General features: G+C 68.5%; 13 protein-coding genes. 7 read left to right on the forward strand and 6 right to left on the reverse strand.

All coding sequences use genetic code 11. The annotated features are described in order from the left end of the window. Positions 1 to 138: 138 nt before the first annotated feature. A complete protein-coding gene (gene rpoH, locus QC826_RS24295) occupies positions 139 to 1038 on the forward strand; it encodes an RNA polymerase sigma factor RpoH (protein ID WP_279762810.1) in 900 nt (299 codons plus the stop codon). Positions 1039 to 1265: 227 nt separating this feature from the next. Then, on the forward strand, positions 1266 to 1955 hold the full coding sequence (locus tag QC826_RS24300; RefSeq protein WP_279762811.1) for a DUF6901 family protein: 690 nt from the start codon (positions 1266 to 1268) through the stop codon (positions 1953 to 1955). A 77-nt stretch (positions 1956 to 2032) separates the two neighbouring features. On the opposite strand, the gene QC826_RS24305 is transcribed toward QC826_RS24300, so the two are convergent. Then, positions 2033 to 2299, reverse strand: a complete 267-nt coding sequence (locus QC826_RS24305; protein ID WP_093388216.1) for a hypothetical protein — start codon at positions 2297 to 2299, stop codon at positions 2033 to 2035. 138 nt (positions 2300 to 2437) lie between these two features. Here QC826_RS24305 and QC826_RS24310 point away from each other — a divergent pair, with 138 nt between their 5' ends. The 4 genes from QC826_RS24310 (at position 2438) to QC826_RS24325 (ending at position 7158) form a co-directional block, all read left to right on the forward strand. Beyond that, on the forward strand, positions 2438 to 2899 hold the full coding sequence (locus QC826_RS24310; RefSeq protein WP_279762812.1) for a hypothetical protein: 462 nt from the start codon (positions 2438 to 2440) through the stop codon (positions 2897 to 2899). Positions 2900 to 3031: 132 nt separating this feature from the next. After that, complete coding sequence (lepB, locus tag QC826_RS24315; protein WP_279762813.1) at positions 3032 to 3709, forward strand: signal peptidase I; 678 nt, start codon at positions 3032 to 3034, stop codon at positions 3707 to 3709. 219 nt (positions 3710 to 3928) lie between these two features. Beyond that, positions 3929 to 4666 carry an ABC transporter ATP-binding protein gene (locus QC826_RS24320; protein WP_279762814.1) on the forward strand — a complete coding sequence of 246 codons (738 nt, stop codon included), beginning with the start codon at positions 3929 to 3931 and terminating at the stop codon, positions 4664 to 4666. Then, positions 4663 to 7158 carry a type II CAAX endopeptidase family protein gene (locus tag QC826_RS24325; protein WP_279762815.1) on the forward strand — a complete coding sequence of 832 codons (2496 nt, stop codon included), beginning with the start codon at positions 4663 to 4665 and terminating at the stop codon, positions 7156 to 7158. The genes QC826_RS24320 and QC826_RS24325 overlap by 4 nt, the downstream gene beginning before the upstream one ends. A 37-nt stretch (positions 7159 to 7195) precedes the next feature. On the opposite strand, the gene QC826_RS24330 is transcribed toward QC826_RS24325, so the two are convergent. Continuing rightward, on the reverse strand, positions 7196 to 8035 hold the full coding sequence (locus QC826_RS24330) for an HDOD domain-containing protein (protein WP_279762816.1): 840 nt from the start codon (positions 8033 to 8035) through the stop codon (positions 7196 to 7198). A gap of 122 nt (positions 8036 to 8157) precedes the next feature. Here QC826_RS24330 and QC826_RS24335 point away from each other — a divergent pair, with 122 nt between their 5' ends. Next, the gene (locus QC826_RS24335) at positions 8158 to 9372 is read left to right on the forward strand and encodes an MFS transporter (RefSeq protein ID WP_279762817.1); all 1215 of its coding nucleotides are present in this window, start codon (positions 8158 to 8160) and stop codon (positions 9370 to 9372) included. Positions 9373 to 9478: 106 nt separating this feature from the next. Here QC826_RS24335 and QC826_RS24340 read toward each other — a convergent pair whose 3' ends face one another. From QC826_RS24340 to QC826_RS24355, 4 genes are all read right to left on the reverse strand, one after another. Beyond that, positions 9479 to 10060: a TerD family protein gene (locus QC826_RS24340; protein ID WP_093388203.1), complete on the reverse strand. Its 582-nt coding sequence runs from the start codon at positions 10058 to 10060 to the stop codon at positions 9479 to 9481. 85 nt (positions 10061 to 10145) lie between these two features. Continuing rightward, the gene (locus QC826_RS24345; RefSeq protein ID WP_279762819.1) at positions 10146 to 10844 is read right to left on the reverse strand and encodes a TIGR00266 family protein; all 699 of its coding nucleotides are present in this window, start codon (positions 10842 to 10844) and stop codon (positions 10146 to 10148) included. Between the two features lie 91 nt (positions 10845 to 10935). Then, entirely contained in the window at positions 10936 to 11511 is a 576-nt protein-coding gene (locus QC826_RS24350; protein WP_279762820.1) for a TerD family protein, read from the reverse strand. Between the two features lie 119 nt (positions 11512 to 11630). Continuing rightward, on the reverse strand, positions 11631 to 12680 hold the full coding sequence (locus QC826_RS24355) for a DUF475 domain-containing protein (protein ID WP_279762821.1): 1050 nt from the start codon (positions 12678 to 12680) through the stop codon (positions 11631 to 11633). Between the last annotated feature and the right edge of the window lie 46 nt (positions 12681 to 12726).

The raw sequence follows: 12726 nt of genomic DNA on the forward strand, positions 1-12726 counted from the left end.
GAACGGGGCCGGATGCAAGGCCTGAAACACCTGTGTCGCCAGCAAGATGCTCCAGGTAACAAACCGTAACAGTCCGTGTCCACCCGCATGCCGCGTGGCACATTGAGACTAAGAAACATTATCGAGCGAGGAAAGAATATGACTATGATGTCCGCACCGACCGCCTTGGTTCCCGCAACCAACCGCGCCCTGGGACTCGGCTTCACCGGCAACCTGGGCAACTTGGACGCCTATATTTCGGCCGTCAACCGCCTGCCGATGCTCTCGCACGACGAAGAAATCTCGCTGGCCCGCCGCCTGCAGGAAAAGAACGACCTGGCCGCCGCGCAGGAACTGGTGCTGTCGCACCTGCGCCTGGTGGTGTCGATCGCCCGCGGCTACCTGGGCTACGGCCTGCCGCACGCCGACCTGATCCAGGAAGGCAACATCGGCCTGATGAAGGCGGTCAAGCGCTTCGACCCGGACCAGGGCGTGCGCCTGGTGTCCTACGCGATGCACTGGATCAAGGCCGAGATGCACGAGTACATCTTGAAGAACTGGCGTCTGGTCAAGGTGGCCACCACCAAGGCCCAGCGCAAGCTGTTCTTCAACCTGCGCAGCCACAAGACCGGCCTGGACGCGATGACGCCGCCGCAGATCGACGCGCTGGCCAAGCTGCTCGACGTCAAGCGCGAGGAAGTGATCGAGATGGAAACCCGTCTGAGCGGCCGCGACATCGCCCTCGAATCGTCGAGCGACGACGACGACGACAAGTTCGCCCCGATCGCCTACCTGTCGTCGGACCAGAACGAGCCGACCAAGGTGTTGGAGGCCGAGCAGGTCACCCGCCTGCAGTCCGAGGGACTGGAGACGGCGCTGGGCAAGCTCGATCCGCGCTCGCGCCGCATCGTCGAGGCCCGCTGGCTGGCCAACGACGACGGCTCCGGCGCCACCCTGCACACGCTGGCCGCCGAGTTCGGCGTGTCGGCCGAGCGCATCCGCCAGATCGAATCGGCCGCACTGAAGAAAATGAAGGGCGCGCTGGCCGCCTACATCTAAGCGACCGCCGTTCCGTGACATGCCGCCCCGCTCGCGCCGGGCGGCATTTTTTTACCTCTCCCCCGGAACGCGGAAGCCGGGGTCTGACCCCGTGCGGGGTCAGACCCCTTCGCTTGTGGGGTAAGGCCCGCCCCCGATGCGCAAACGCCGCCGGCATGCGCCGGCGGCACTTGTTATTTCCGCCCGGAAGCGTACCATCGGAAAGAACCGTCTGTCGGATACGCGCCATGCAAAACGTGACCTACCACTTCAATTTTGCCGACGGCCGCAGCGCCACGCTCGGCAACACCGGGCGCCCGGCGGCCGACGGCGCCGCGCTGCCGGACTGGACCCGGCTCGACTTCCACCAATGCCCGAACTGTCCGCTGACGCCGGCGAGCACACCGCACTGTCCGATGGCGGTCGAGCTGGTCGAGCTGGTGCAGACCGTCGGCGCGCTCGCCTCCTACGAGGAGGTCGAGGTGCGCGTCGAAACGGCCGAGCGCAGCGTCGCCAAGCGCACCACGGTGCAGCGCGCGGCCGGCGCGTTGATGGGACTGCTGGCGGCCGGCAGCGACTGTCCGCATGTCGCCTTCCTCAAGCCGATGGCGCACTTCCACCTGCCCTTCGCGACGGCGGAGGAGAATCTGTACCGGGTGGTGTCGAGCTATCTGCTGGCGCAATACCTGCGGCAGCAGGCCGGCTTGAAAGCGGACTGGGCGCTGGCCGGACTCAAACGGAACGGCCATGCGATGCAAAGCGTGAACATGGCGATGGCGGAACGGATACGCGCGGCGGCGCAGAAGGATGGCGCGATCAACGCGCTGGTGCTGCTCGACCTGCTGGCCAAGGCGCTGCCCTATTCGATCGACGAGCAGCTGGAGGAGATCAAGATATTGTTCGCCGCCCAGTTGGACGGCGCGGCGGCGGCGCCGTAGTGTAGCGTTGCCACACCAGCGCCGCCTCCGCGCAAGCCGGCGCGACAAGCCGGCGCGGCATGCCGCCGGCATGGCTATCAGGCGGCGGCCAGGCCCTTGGCCAGCAGCTCGCCGACCAGTTGGTTCAGCTCGGTGTCGCTGTCCTTGGCGCGCGCGTGCAACTGCGCCACCAGGGCGTCGTTGAGTTTGACCGCGAAGGGCACCAGACCCAGCGCCTGGTCGCGTTTGCGCTGTTCGCGCTTGTCGACCACCTCGGCCACCTTGCCGAAACCGGTCGCTCCCGGGGCAGCCATCTTGCCCATCAGTTTTTTGGCGTCACTCTTCGCCATGCCGGTTTTTTTCATTGTCGTTGTCCTGGTTAATTCAAAGCAGACATTCTACGCAAGTTCGGCCGCCCCATCGGGATTGTTTGTGCGCCGCGAGAATTGCAAATTTGCTATGCTGGATGCACAATCCACCCCTCCCCCTACGAAAGGAAGCGCATGAACAGCAGCATCCTGCGTCAGCTGGTCGCCCTGCCCGCGCTGCTGGCCGGCCTGGCCGCGCTGTACGCCTGTGGCAGCGCCGCCAGCCAGAACGGCGCACCGGCCGCCCAGGCGGCCGCGCGCGCCAGCGCCGTCTACGTGCTCGGCCCGGGCCAGAGCGTCGCCGTGGCGCCCGGCACCACGCTGCGGCTGGACCGCGTCAACGACAGCCGCTGCCGCAAAGGCGCCGTCTGCGTCTGGGCCGGCTACATCAGCTACAGCCTGACGCTGGGCGGCGCCGGCGGCGAGCGCAGCTTCGTGCTGGCCGAGGACATGCCCGGCGGCGCCAAGACGCAGAGCCTGAACGGCGTCGGCGTCACCCTGATGGGCGTCGAGCCGGCCGAACCGGCGGCGCTGCGCGCGCCGCCGCCCGACTACCGGGTCAGCCTGCAGGTCGACTTGGCGGCGCCGGCCAGGTAGGCGCCGGCGGACTGAGCACGCCGGCGCGGCGGCAAAACAACGCCAAGCGCGGCCGGCGGCGCCGGCTAAGCCGCGCTTAAGTCTCCGATATGATGATGGCAACGCTGCACCACACCACCAAGGAGAAACAAGATGACAAACTGGGCGCGCGCCAACAAGGGCTTTCTGCTGTTCCTGATGCTGTTCGGCATCTTCCGCACCGCCGTGGCGGACTGGAACCCGATCCCCTCGGCCTCCATGCACCCCAACCTGCTCGAGGGCGACGTGGTCTTCGTCAACCGCCTGGCCTACAACGTCAAGGTGCCGCTGACCGACATCGTGCTGGGCAAGACCGGCGAGCCGCGGCGCGGCGACATCGTCACCTTCTCCTCGCCGCAGGGCGGCACCCGCCTGATCAAGCGCATCATCGCCCTGCCCGGCGACCGCGTCGAAATGCGCGACGAGCACCTGATCATCAACGGCCAGGCGGCCGACTACGCCATGCTCGGCAGCGGCAGCGAGACCATCGCCAGCGCCGGCACGCTGGCCACGGTGCAACTGAGCGAGCGCATCGGCGCCGGCCAGCACCGCATCCAGCTGCTGCCCGAGGTGCGCGCCAAGCGCGACTTCGCCGCGATCACCATCCCGCCCGAGCAGTTCATGATGTTGGGCGACAACCGCGACAACAGCCAAGACTCGCGCTACATCGGCCTGGTGCCGCGCGCCCTGCTGATCGGCCGCGCCGAGCGCATCCTGGCCTCGGCCGACATCGAGGGCAACTGGCTGCCGCGCACCGAGCGCTTCGGCATGAGCTTGTACGGCCAGCACTAGGGACGACACCAGTTGCGCCGCGCCGGAGGCGGCGCGCCGGCCGGCGACGGCCGGTAGTTGTTCTGGAACAAGCCGCCGGCCCCGTTCCGGCAGTACAGTGTGACGCCGCCCGACGCACTTCTTTTTGCTTTCGCGGCAATGTTAAGATAAAGAAATTATCTATCACATTGTCCGGCGCGCCAGCCCCTGCGGCCGCGCCGGCCTCGACAGGGGACGCGCATGATCGAGTTTCAAGGCTTGTCCAAGACCTACGGCGCCTTCGCCGCCGTCAAACCGCTGTCGCTGCGGGTGCGGCGCGGCGAGGTGTTCGGCTTCCTCGGCCCCAACGGCGCCGGCAAGACCACCACCATCCGCATGATGATGGGCATCCTGGTGCCCAGCGCCGGCCAGGTGCGCATCGCCGGCCTCGACTGCCACGCCGACGCCGCCGCCGTCAAAAGCCAGGTCGGCTACCTGCCCGACACGCCGATCTTCTACGACTACCTGCGCGGCCGCGAGATCCTCCAGTTCGTCGCCGAGATGCACGGCTACCCGCGCGCCGAGGCCGAACGCCGGACCGCCCGCCTGCTGGGCGAATTCGGCCTCGACGAGGCCGGCGAGGAGTTCGCCGCCAACTACTCGATGGGCATGAAGAAGAAGCTCGGCCTGGCCTGCGCGCTGATCCACGATCCGGCCGTGTTGATCCTCGACGAGCCGATCAACGGCCTCGACCCGCGCGCCGCGCGCGACGTGCAGGAGCGCCTGCTCGCCTGCGCCGCCGCCGGCTGCACCATCTTCGTCTCCACCCACCTGCTCGACATGGCCGAAAAGCTGTGCGACCGCGTCGGCATCATCCACCACGGCGAGCTGATCGCCACCGGCACGCTCGACGAGCTGCGCGGCGACGCCTCGGCCGCCGCCTCGCTGGAGGAGGTCTTCCTCAAGATCACCGAGGAGAACCGCGAGCCGGCGCCATGACCGCGCCACCGTCGAACGGCCGCGCCATGTGGCTGCTGGCGCGGCTGCGCCTGCGCCGCCTGCTCAACCAGGCGGCGGGCGCCTTCGCCGGCAAGGCCAAGGCGGCGGCGCCGGGCGCACGCAAGGCCACGCCGGCCAAGCGGCGCGGCCAATGGCTGCTGACCGCGATCGTCGCCCTGGTGATGTCGTTCTCCTTCCTGCAGATGGCGCGCACCACCGTCGTCACGCTGCACTGCAAACTCGACGCGGCCGGCGCCTGCCAGGCGCCGGGCGGCGACGGCCGCCGCAACGTCGACTTGGCCGCCGCCGAGCGTTCGGTGACGCAAGCGCCGCTCAGCCCGGCCATGACGCGGGCGCTGACGATGAATCTGAGCCTGCTGTTCATGGTCAGCATCCTGCTGCCGCTGGGCAGCCGCGAGCTGGCCCAGCCGGACTGGGACCTGGAGTGGCTGGTCACGCTGCCCCTGCGCCGCGGCCCGCTGTTGTGGGGCCGCGTGCTGGAACGCAGCTTGACCAATCCGGCCGGCATCCTGGCGCTGTGGCCGGCGCTGGGCATGCTGGCCTGGTTCGCCGGCTACCGCTGGAGCGCGCCGCTGCTCAGCCTGGCGGCCACCGCGCTGCTGCTGTCGCTGGCGGCGCTGCTGCGCACCATCGCCGACACCGGCCTGCGCATGGCGCTGCCGGCCGCCCAGCTGCGCAACCTGCAGGCGCTGTGCGGCCTGGCCGGCCTGCCCTTCATGTATCTGGCGATGTCGTTCAGCATGCCACTGGCCAGCGGCTTCACGCTGGACTGGGCGCGCGCCTGGCCCGCCTGGCCCGGCTGGACGCCGCCCGGCCTGGCGCTGCGCGCGCTGGCCGCGCCGACGCCGGCCCTGGCGGCGCAGGGCTGGGCGCTGCTGCTGGCGGCCACCGCCGCGCTGCTGTGGGCCGGCGTGGCGCTGCTGCGCTGGCAGTTGCGCGACGGCGTGGTGGCGGCCGGCTCGCGCGAGCGGGCGCGCCCGCGCGCCGCCGCGATCGCGCGCGTGGCCGCGCCAGCCGACGCGGCGGCCCGGCAGGCGGGCAATACGGCGGCCGGCTCGGCAGCCCACACGCCAGTCGATTCCATGGCCGGGCGCGCGGCCAGCCCGCCGCGCGGTGGCGGCCTGCGCGGCGCGCTGCGCCGCCTGCTGGCGTCGCCGGTCAAGCGGCGCGAGCTGCGCCTGCTCAGCCGCGACACCGCCTTCCTGACGCAAAGCCTGCTGCTGCCGGTGGCGATCATCGGCAGCCAGCTGGTCTTCAACGGCGGCCTCGACAGCATCCCCGAACTCGGCAATCACCCCACGCTGATGGCCGCCATGGCCTTCGGTATCGGCGCCTACGTGCTGATGCTGTCGGCCTTCCAAACGCTGAACAACGAGGGCCAGGTGCTGTGGCTGCTGTACACCTTCCCGCGCCGGATCGACAGCGTGTTGATGGAAAAAGCCCAGCTGTGGGGCGCGCTGGCCCTGGTGTATCCGCTGGCGCTGTTCGGCCTCGGCGCCTGGCTGGCACCGACGCTGGACTGGCAATTGCTGGTGCTGCTGGCCATCGTCGTCGCCGGCGTGCCGATCTACTCGCTGATCGCCGTCTCGCTCGGCGTGTTCGCCTGCGACCCGCAGGCCACCGAGATGCGCCACCGCGTGCGCCCCACCTACGTCTACCTCTACATGCTGCTGACCAGTTTCTACCTCTACGCCATCTACACCGAGCTGTGGGCGCAGAAGCTGGTGGTCATCGTGCTGACCGGCGCGCTGGCGCTGGCGCTGTGGCAGAAGGCGCGCGACGAGCTGCCCTACCTGCTCGACCCGGCCGCCGCGCCGCCGGCCCGCGTCGCCGCCGCCGACGGCCTGATCGCCGCCACCTTGTTCTTCGTGCTGCAGGGCGCGGCCAGCTACGTGCTGGCCGACGACATCCGCCACGTCGACCTGGCGACGCTGGTGCAGGCCTTCGCCATCGCCGGCGCGGCGGTGTACCTGTTGACGCGGCTGGTCTACTGGCGCGCCAAGACCGCCGGCCAGCCGCCGCTGTTGCGCGGCGCGCGGCCGGCCGAGGTGCTGGCCTGGGGTGTCGGCCTGGGCCTGCTGGCGGCCGTCGCGGGGCTGGGCTATTTATACTGGCTGCTGAACGACCCGCTGCCGGCGGTGGCGCAGACGGTCCGGCAGATGGCCCAACAAACGCCGCAGCAGCGCGGCTGGATGCTGCTGCTGGGGGTGCTGGCCGCGCCGCTGTGCGAGGAGTTCATCTTCCGTGGCTTGATCTTCGGCGGCCTGCGCCGCTCGATGGCGCCGCTGCCGGCGGCCGTGGCCAGCGCGGCGGTGTTCGCCATCGTCCACCCGCCGCTGTCGATGCTGCCGGTGTTCCTGCTCGGCCTGTGCGCCGCGCTGGCCTACCAGCGCGGCAAGGTGCTGCTGGCGCCGATGCTGGTGCACGCGATCTACAATGCGCTGGTGCTCGGCTACCAGTTCTGGCGCTGACGCCGGGCCGGCCGCCAAGCCGCCCGGTCGTTGCCGCCTAGGCCAGCAGGGCCGCGCTCATCGAGCGGGCCTCGTCGGCCGACTCGAGCAGCACGCGGTCGAGCACCTCGTTGTCGTTGACGAAGCGCTCCAGCGCCGCGTCGCGGCGCGCCTCGCCGGCCGGCACGTACATCGGCGAGGGCACCGGCGCCAGCCGCTTGGCGATCAGCAGGGTGTCGCGCAGGCCGCTCGGCGGCGGCGTCAGCACGGCGCCGGGCAGCGTGACGATGGCCTGGGCGACCGCCTCGGGGATGGCCATCTTGCGCATCATCTCGCGGCTGATGATCTCCTGCGCCGCGCCCAGCCACTCCTCGGGATGCTCGAGCAGGCCGGGCATGTCGTCGGCGCGCGACAGCAGGTAGAAGCCGCCGGCCTCGTGGACGATGCCGGCGAACAGCGCGGTGTCGGCGTCGACGCCGGTGATCTTGCGCGCCACCACGTGGGCCAGCGCCGCCACGTGGGCGGTGTGCTGCCACAGCCGCTCGGCCTTGTGGCGCAACGCGGCGTCGTGGATGCGGCTGCCGAACTGGCGCACCACCATCGCGGCGGCCATGGTGTACAGGTTGCGGTAGCCGACCCGCATGACGGCGCCGCGCACGCTGGTGACGGTCTCGCCGCTGCGCTTGAACACCGCCGCGTTCGACAAGGCCACCGTGCGCGCCGCCAGCAGCGGCTCGCCCAGCACCTTGCGGATCACATCCTCGCTGTGGCAGTCCGGATCGCTCAGCGCCAGTTGCAGGCGCAGCGCGGCGTTGACGCTGGTGGGGAACACCAGCTCGCCACGGGCGGCCTGCGAGACGATGAGCGAGAGGTCGCTTAAGTTTTTCCATTGCAACATTATACCGGTGCCGGTGGGCGCGCGCCCGAGCGTTGACGCCAAACAGGCGGCGGTGCTGCCAAATCGGCAAGATTGGTGTACGATCTTTCCGGTCGGAACCAACTCGCCATCCGCTAGCCACCATGCACCCAGCCCGAAAAACCATCGCCGTCCTGGCCGTCACGCAAATCCTCTCGTGGGGCTCGCTGTACTACGCCATCGCCGTACTGGCGCCGCAGATCCGCCTGGAGACCGGCTGGCGCGCCGAGGCGGTGCTCGGCGCCTTCTCGCTCAGCCTGCTGGTGTCCGGCCTCGTCGCCACCCCGGTCGGCGTGCTGCTCGACCGCCACGGCGGCCGCCTGGTGATGGGCGCCGGCTCGCTGGTGTCGGGCGCCGGCATGCTGCTGCTCAGCCGCAGCCACAGCCTGCCGCTCTACTTCGCCGCCTGGGCCGTGCTCGGGCTGGCGATGGCGCTGACCATGTACGAGGCGGCCTTCGCCACCATCAACCGCGAGTTCGGCGCGCGGGGCCGCCAGGCCATCTCCACGCTGACCCTGTTCGGCGGCTTCGCCAGCACCGTGTTCTGGCCGCTGACCCAGCAGCTCGACCAGCTGCTGGGCTGGCGCGACACCTACGCCCTGTACGGCGCGCTGCAGATCGCCGTGTGCCTGCCGCTGCATCTGCTGCTGGCCGGCCGCCGTCCGGCCGCGCCGGACGCCGGCCCTGCCACGGCGGCCACAGTGACCACGGCGGCCGAGCGCAGCCACACGCTGCACGAGGCGCTGCGCCATCCGGCGTTTTGGAAGCTGGCGCTGGCCTTCGCCGCCAACAGCTTCATCTTCTCGGCCATGTCGGTGCAGCTGATTCCCATGTTCGTCCAGTTCGGCCACGCCCCTGCGCTGGCGGTGGCGCTGGCCGCGCTGGTCGGCCCGATGCAGGTGGCCGGCCGCGTCGGCGAGATGACGCTGGGCCGCCACACGCTGCCGCAGACCATCGGCAAGTTCACCTTCGCCGCGCTGCCGGCGGCGCTGCTGGTGCTGCTGTTGTTCGGCGCCAGCCAGTGGGCGCTGGCCTTGTATTGCACCCTGTATGGACTGAGCAACGGCATCCTGACCATCGTCAAGGGCACCCTGCCGGCGGCGCTGTTCGGCCGCAAGAACTACGGCGCCATCGCCGGCGCGCTGGCCGGACCGTCGCTGGTGGCGCGCGCCGCCGGGCCGCTGGCGGTGGCGGCCATCATCGCGCGCGCGCCGGCGCCGGCCGTGCTGTTGACGGTGCTGCTGGGGTTTGCGCTGGTGTCGCTGGCCAGCTACCTGGCCGCGACGCGGCAGCGCGTGGCGCTGGCCGAAGCCGTCTGAGGAAAATCGAAGAGGAAAACAAAAACGGCGCCACCGGGAAGGTGGCGCCGCAGCGGCGTGGCAAGACAAGGCCGGTACCAGGCCTTGCCGCGCCGGCTAACTCGGATTACAGGTGCGGCACGATCAGCGGCAGCAGATCGTCGAAGGTGCGGCCGCTGGCGTTCTCGCCGATCGCGTGCATCTTCCATTCGCCGTTGTGGCGGTATACCTTGGCCATGATCTGCGCCGTGTGGCTGCCCTGCACCGACAGGTTGAAGCGCGCCACTTCCTTGCCGTTGGCCGCGTCGAGCAGGCGGCAGTAGGCGTTCTCCACCTGGGAGAAGTTCTGCCCGGTGAAGCTGTTGACGGTGAACACCAGGCTGCGCGCGGCGGCCGGCACCGCGTTCAGATCGACATTGATCTGTTCGTCGTCGCCGTCGCCGGCGCCGGTGCGGTTGTCGCCGGTGTGGACCACGCTGCCGTCACGGCTCTTCAACTGGCGGAACCAGATCACGTCGAGCGGACGGTTGGACTCGTCGAACATCACGCACGAGGCGTCCAGGTCGACCGCCTCGGACTTCGAACCGAAGCCGAGGAAGCCCTTGGTCTTGATAGCGTCCCAACCCAGGCCCATGGTGACCTTGCCGAGGGCGCCGCCGCTTTCCTTCTCCAGCGAGATTTTCTGGCCTTTTTGCAGATTGACTGACATGTGAAACTCCTTGTGTATTCGGTGGGCGCGCCGGCCGGGGCCGGCGCTTGCTACTGATTGATTGTGTTGTTGCCGCCTTGCCGCGCTACGACGCGCGGCGCTGGGTCCAGCTCAGGAAGGCGTTGCGGTTGCGCGAGCAGACCAGCACCTTGCCCGTGCCCGAGAAGCGCAGCACCATGCCCTCGCCGCTGGTCTGGCTGTTGACCAGGTTGCCGAGGAAGCCGCCGCCCGAGCCGCCGGTGGTGACCGAGATCTCGTAGTGCAGCGAGCTGTCCCAGCAGACCACGTGCGAGTTGTCGATCACCACGTCCTTGCCCGGCACGACCTCCAGTTGCGACATCGAACCGAAGCCCGACACCGCCACCTGGCCGCTGCCGGCCGTCTCGGTGATGAAGAAGCCGCCGCTCTGCGCGAACAGGGCGTTGCCCAGGCTCTGGGTGCGCACCTTCAGCTCGACACCGGAGCTGGCGGCGACGAAGGCGCCGTCGCTCAGCATGTACTGGCGCGCGCCGACGTCGATCACCTGCACCGCGCCGGGCAGGGTGGGCGACAACAGGCAATCGCCCTCGCCGCGCACCGCCTCGATATGCTGCTGGAAGAACGACTCGCCGTTGGCGAAGCGGCGCATCAGCGCGCTGGCGATGCCGCCGGTGATCTTGCCCTTCAAGTCGAGGGTCGCCTCCATCATGACCATCGCGTCCGACTCGCAGTAGATCTTCTCGCCCTGTTTCAGCGATACGTGCAGGAAGGGATCGACGTCCCCGGTAACGGAAAATGTAGGCATATGCTCTCCTTGCTGGTGCCCGCCAACGGGCGGTATGACTGTGGCGCCGGGGCACGACCCGCCCTCCCCGGCCTATCCTGAAAAACCGAACTTACATGCTCACGCCGAACGAGGCGGCCAGCGGACCGAGGCCGCCCTTGAAGCCCTGGCCGACGGCCTTGAACTTCCAATCGGCGCCGTTGCGGTAGACTTCGCCGAACACCAGGGCCGACTCCACCGAACCGTCTTCCGACAGGTCGTAGCGGGCCAGTTCGACGTTGCCGTTGCTGTTTACGCAGCGCACGGAAGCCTTTTGCACCATGCCGAAGTTCTGCTTGCGCGCTTCGCCGTCGTGGATGGTGACGCAGATGGCGATGCGGTCGACGTCGGCCGGCACGGTGCTCAGGTCGATGGTGATGGTTTCGTCGTCGCCGTCGCCGGCGCCGGTGCGGTTGTCGCCGGAGTGGCCGACCGCGCCCTCGACCGACTTCAGGTTGTTGTAGAAGATGAAGTCGGCGTCGCCGCGCACCTTGCCGTCGGCCTTCAGTAGGAAGGCCGAGCCGTCGATGTCGAAGGGCGCGCCGTCGGTGGCGCGGGCGTCCCAAGCCAGACCGACCGTCATTTTCGACAGGCCAGGGGCTTCTTTACTCAGGTTGACGTTGCCGCCTTTTTGCAGACTGATTGCCATGATGTGTTACTCCTATGTGATTGAGATGAACACCAGGCGCGGCTTGTGGCCATTGCGCCTTGCTACCACCGCGACGGGCCGGTGTCCTGAACCCGCCGCGTATTCCACTACCTTGTTTCTTATGCCGCCACTGCCAGCGCTTCCTGCTTGCGGCGGTGGCGGATCGACGACCACAGCGAGGCGACGATAAAGGCCACACCAATCAGGCCGGTGAACAGTTCCGGCACGTGGAACTTCATACTGGCCAACATGATCAGCGCCAGAATACCGATGGCGTAGTGCGCGCCGTGCTCCAGGTAGACGAACTCGTCGAGCGTGCCCTTCTTCACCAGGAACACCGTCATCGAACGGACGAACATCGCGCCGATGGCCAGGCCCAACATGATGATGACGACGTCCTTGGTGATGGCGAAGGCGCCGATCACACCGTCGAAGCTGAACGAGGCGTCCAACACTTCCAGGTAGAGGAAGCCGCCGATACCGCCGCGTTTGACCAGGTCGCCGACATTGCTGCCTTCGCTCTCTTCCTTCTCCAGCAGGCTGCTCACCACATCGACACCGACGTAGGTCAGCACACCCCACAGACCGGAGGTCAGCACCACCAGCTTTTGCGCGTCCTCGACCATGCCCAGCGAGGCCAGCAGCGTACCGATGGCGATCATCACCGCGATCGACGAGACCTTGCCCAGCGCGCCCAACTTCTCTTCCAGATGGCCCAACCAGTGCAGTTCCTTCTCGTCGTCCAGCAGGAAGTTGAGGAACACCAGCAGCAGGAAGATGCCGCCGAATGCCGCCACTTCAGCGTGGTGGTTGGTCAGGTGCGTGGAGTAGGCGTTGGGATCGTTCAGCGCCAGGTTCCACACCTCCACCAGTCCCAGATCGGCGGCCTGCGCCACGATCACCAGCGGGAACAGCAGCCGCATGCCGAACACCGCGATGATGATGCCGACGCCGAGGAACAGCCCCTGCCAGAACTTGTCCCAGGTCTTCAACACGGAGGCGTTGACCACCGCGTTGTCGAACGACAGCGAGACTTCCATCACGCCCAGAATCGCGGCGATGCCGATGGCCGACAAGGCGCCGGCCCAGCCGGTATGCGCGTAGCCCCACCAGCCGGCACCCGCAAGGCAGATGAAGGTGACGAGGAATGACATCCTGAAGTGTTTCATTGGTCTTCCCTTTTCGTTTGAAATCAATGTCAAGCAGTGTAGACAA

Source organism: Rugamonas sp. DEMB1, assembly GCF_029834475.1.
Lineage (GTDB): Bacteria > Pseudomonadota > Gammaproteobacteria > Burkholderiales > Burkholderiaceae_D > Rugamonas > Rugamonas rubra.

Bases quoted from the DNA above. Each gene is read 5' to 3' on its own strand.
- rpoH (WP_279762810.1), top strand. From the start codon at position 139: ATGACTATGATGTCCGCACCGACCGCCTTGGTTCCCGCAACCAACCGC.
- QC826_RS24300 (WP_279762811.1), top strand. From the start codon at position 1,266: ATGCAAAACGTGACCTACCACTTCAATTTTGCCGACGGCCGCAGCGCC.
- QC826_RS24305 (WP_093388216.1), bottom strand. From the start codon at position 2,299: ATGAAAAAAACCGGCATGGCGAAGAGTGACGCCAAAAAACTGATGGGC.
- QC826_RS24310 (WP_279762812.1), top strand. From the start codon at position 2,438: ATGAACAGCAGCATCCTGCGTCAGCTGGTCGCCCTGCCCGCGCTGCTG.
- lepB (WP_279762813.1), top strand. From the start codon at position 3,032: ATGACAAACTGGGCGCGCGCCAACAAGGGCTTTCTGCTGTTCCTGATG.
- QC826_RS24320 (WP_279762814.1), top strand. From the start codon at position 3,929: ATGATCGAGTTTCAAGGCTTGTCCAAGACCTACGGCGCCTTCGCCGCC.
- QC826_RS24325 (WP_279762815.1), top strand. From the start codon at position 4,663: ATGACCGCGCCACCGTCGAACGGCCGCGCCATGTGGCTGCTGGCGCGG.
- QC826_RS24330 (WP_279762816.1), bottom strand. From the start codon at position 8,035: ATGTTGCAATGGAAAAACTTAAGCGACCTCTCGCTCATCGTCTCGCAG.
- QC826_RS24335 (WP_279762817.1), top strand. From the start codon at position 8,158: ATGCACCCAGCCCGAAAAACCATCGCCGTCCTGGCCGTCACGCAAATC.
- QC826_RS24340 (WP_093388203.1), bottom strand. From the start codon at position 10,060: ATGTCAGTCAATCTGCAAAAAGGCCAGAAAATCTCGCTGGAGAAGGAA.
- QC826_RS24345 (WP_279762819.1), bottom strand. From the start codon at position 10,844: ATGCCTACATTTTCCGTTACCGGGGACGTCGATCCCTTCCTGCACGTA.
- QC826_RS24350 (WP_279762820.1), bottom strand. From the start codon at position 11,511: ATGGCAATCAGTCTGCAAAAAGGCGGCAACGTCAACCTGAGTAAAGAA.
- QC826_RS24355 (WP_279762821.1), bottom strand. From the start codon at position 12,680: ATGAAACACTTCAGGATGTCATTCCTCGTCACCTTCATCTGCCTTGCG.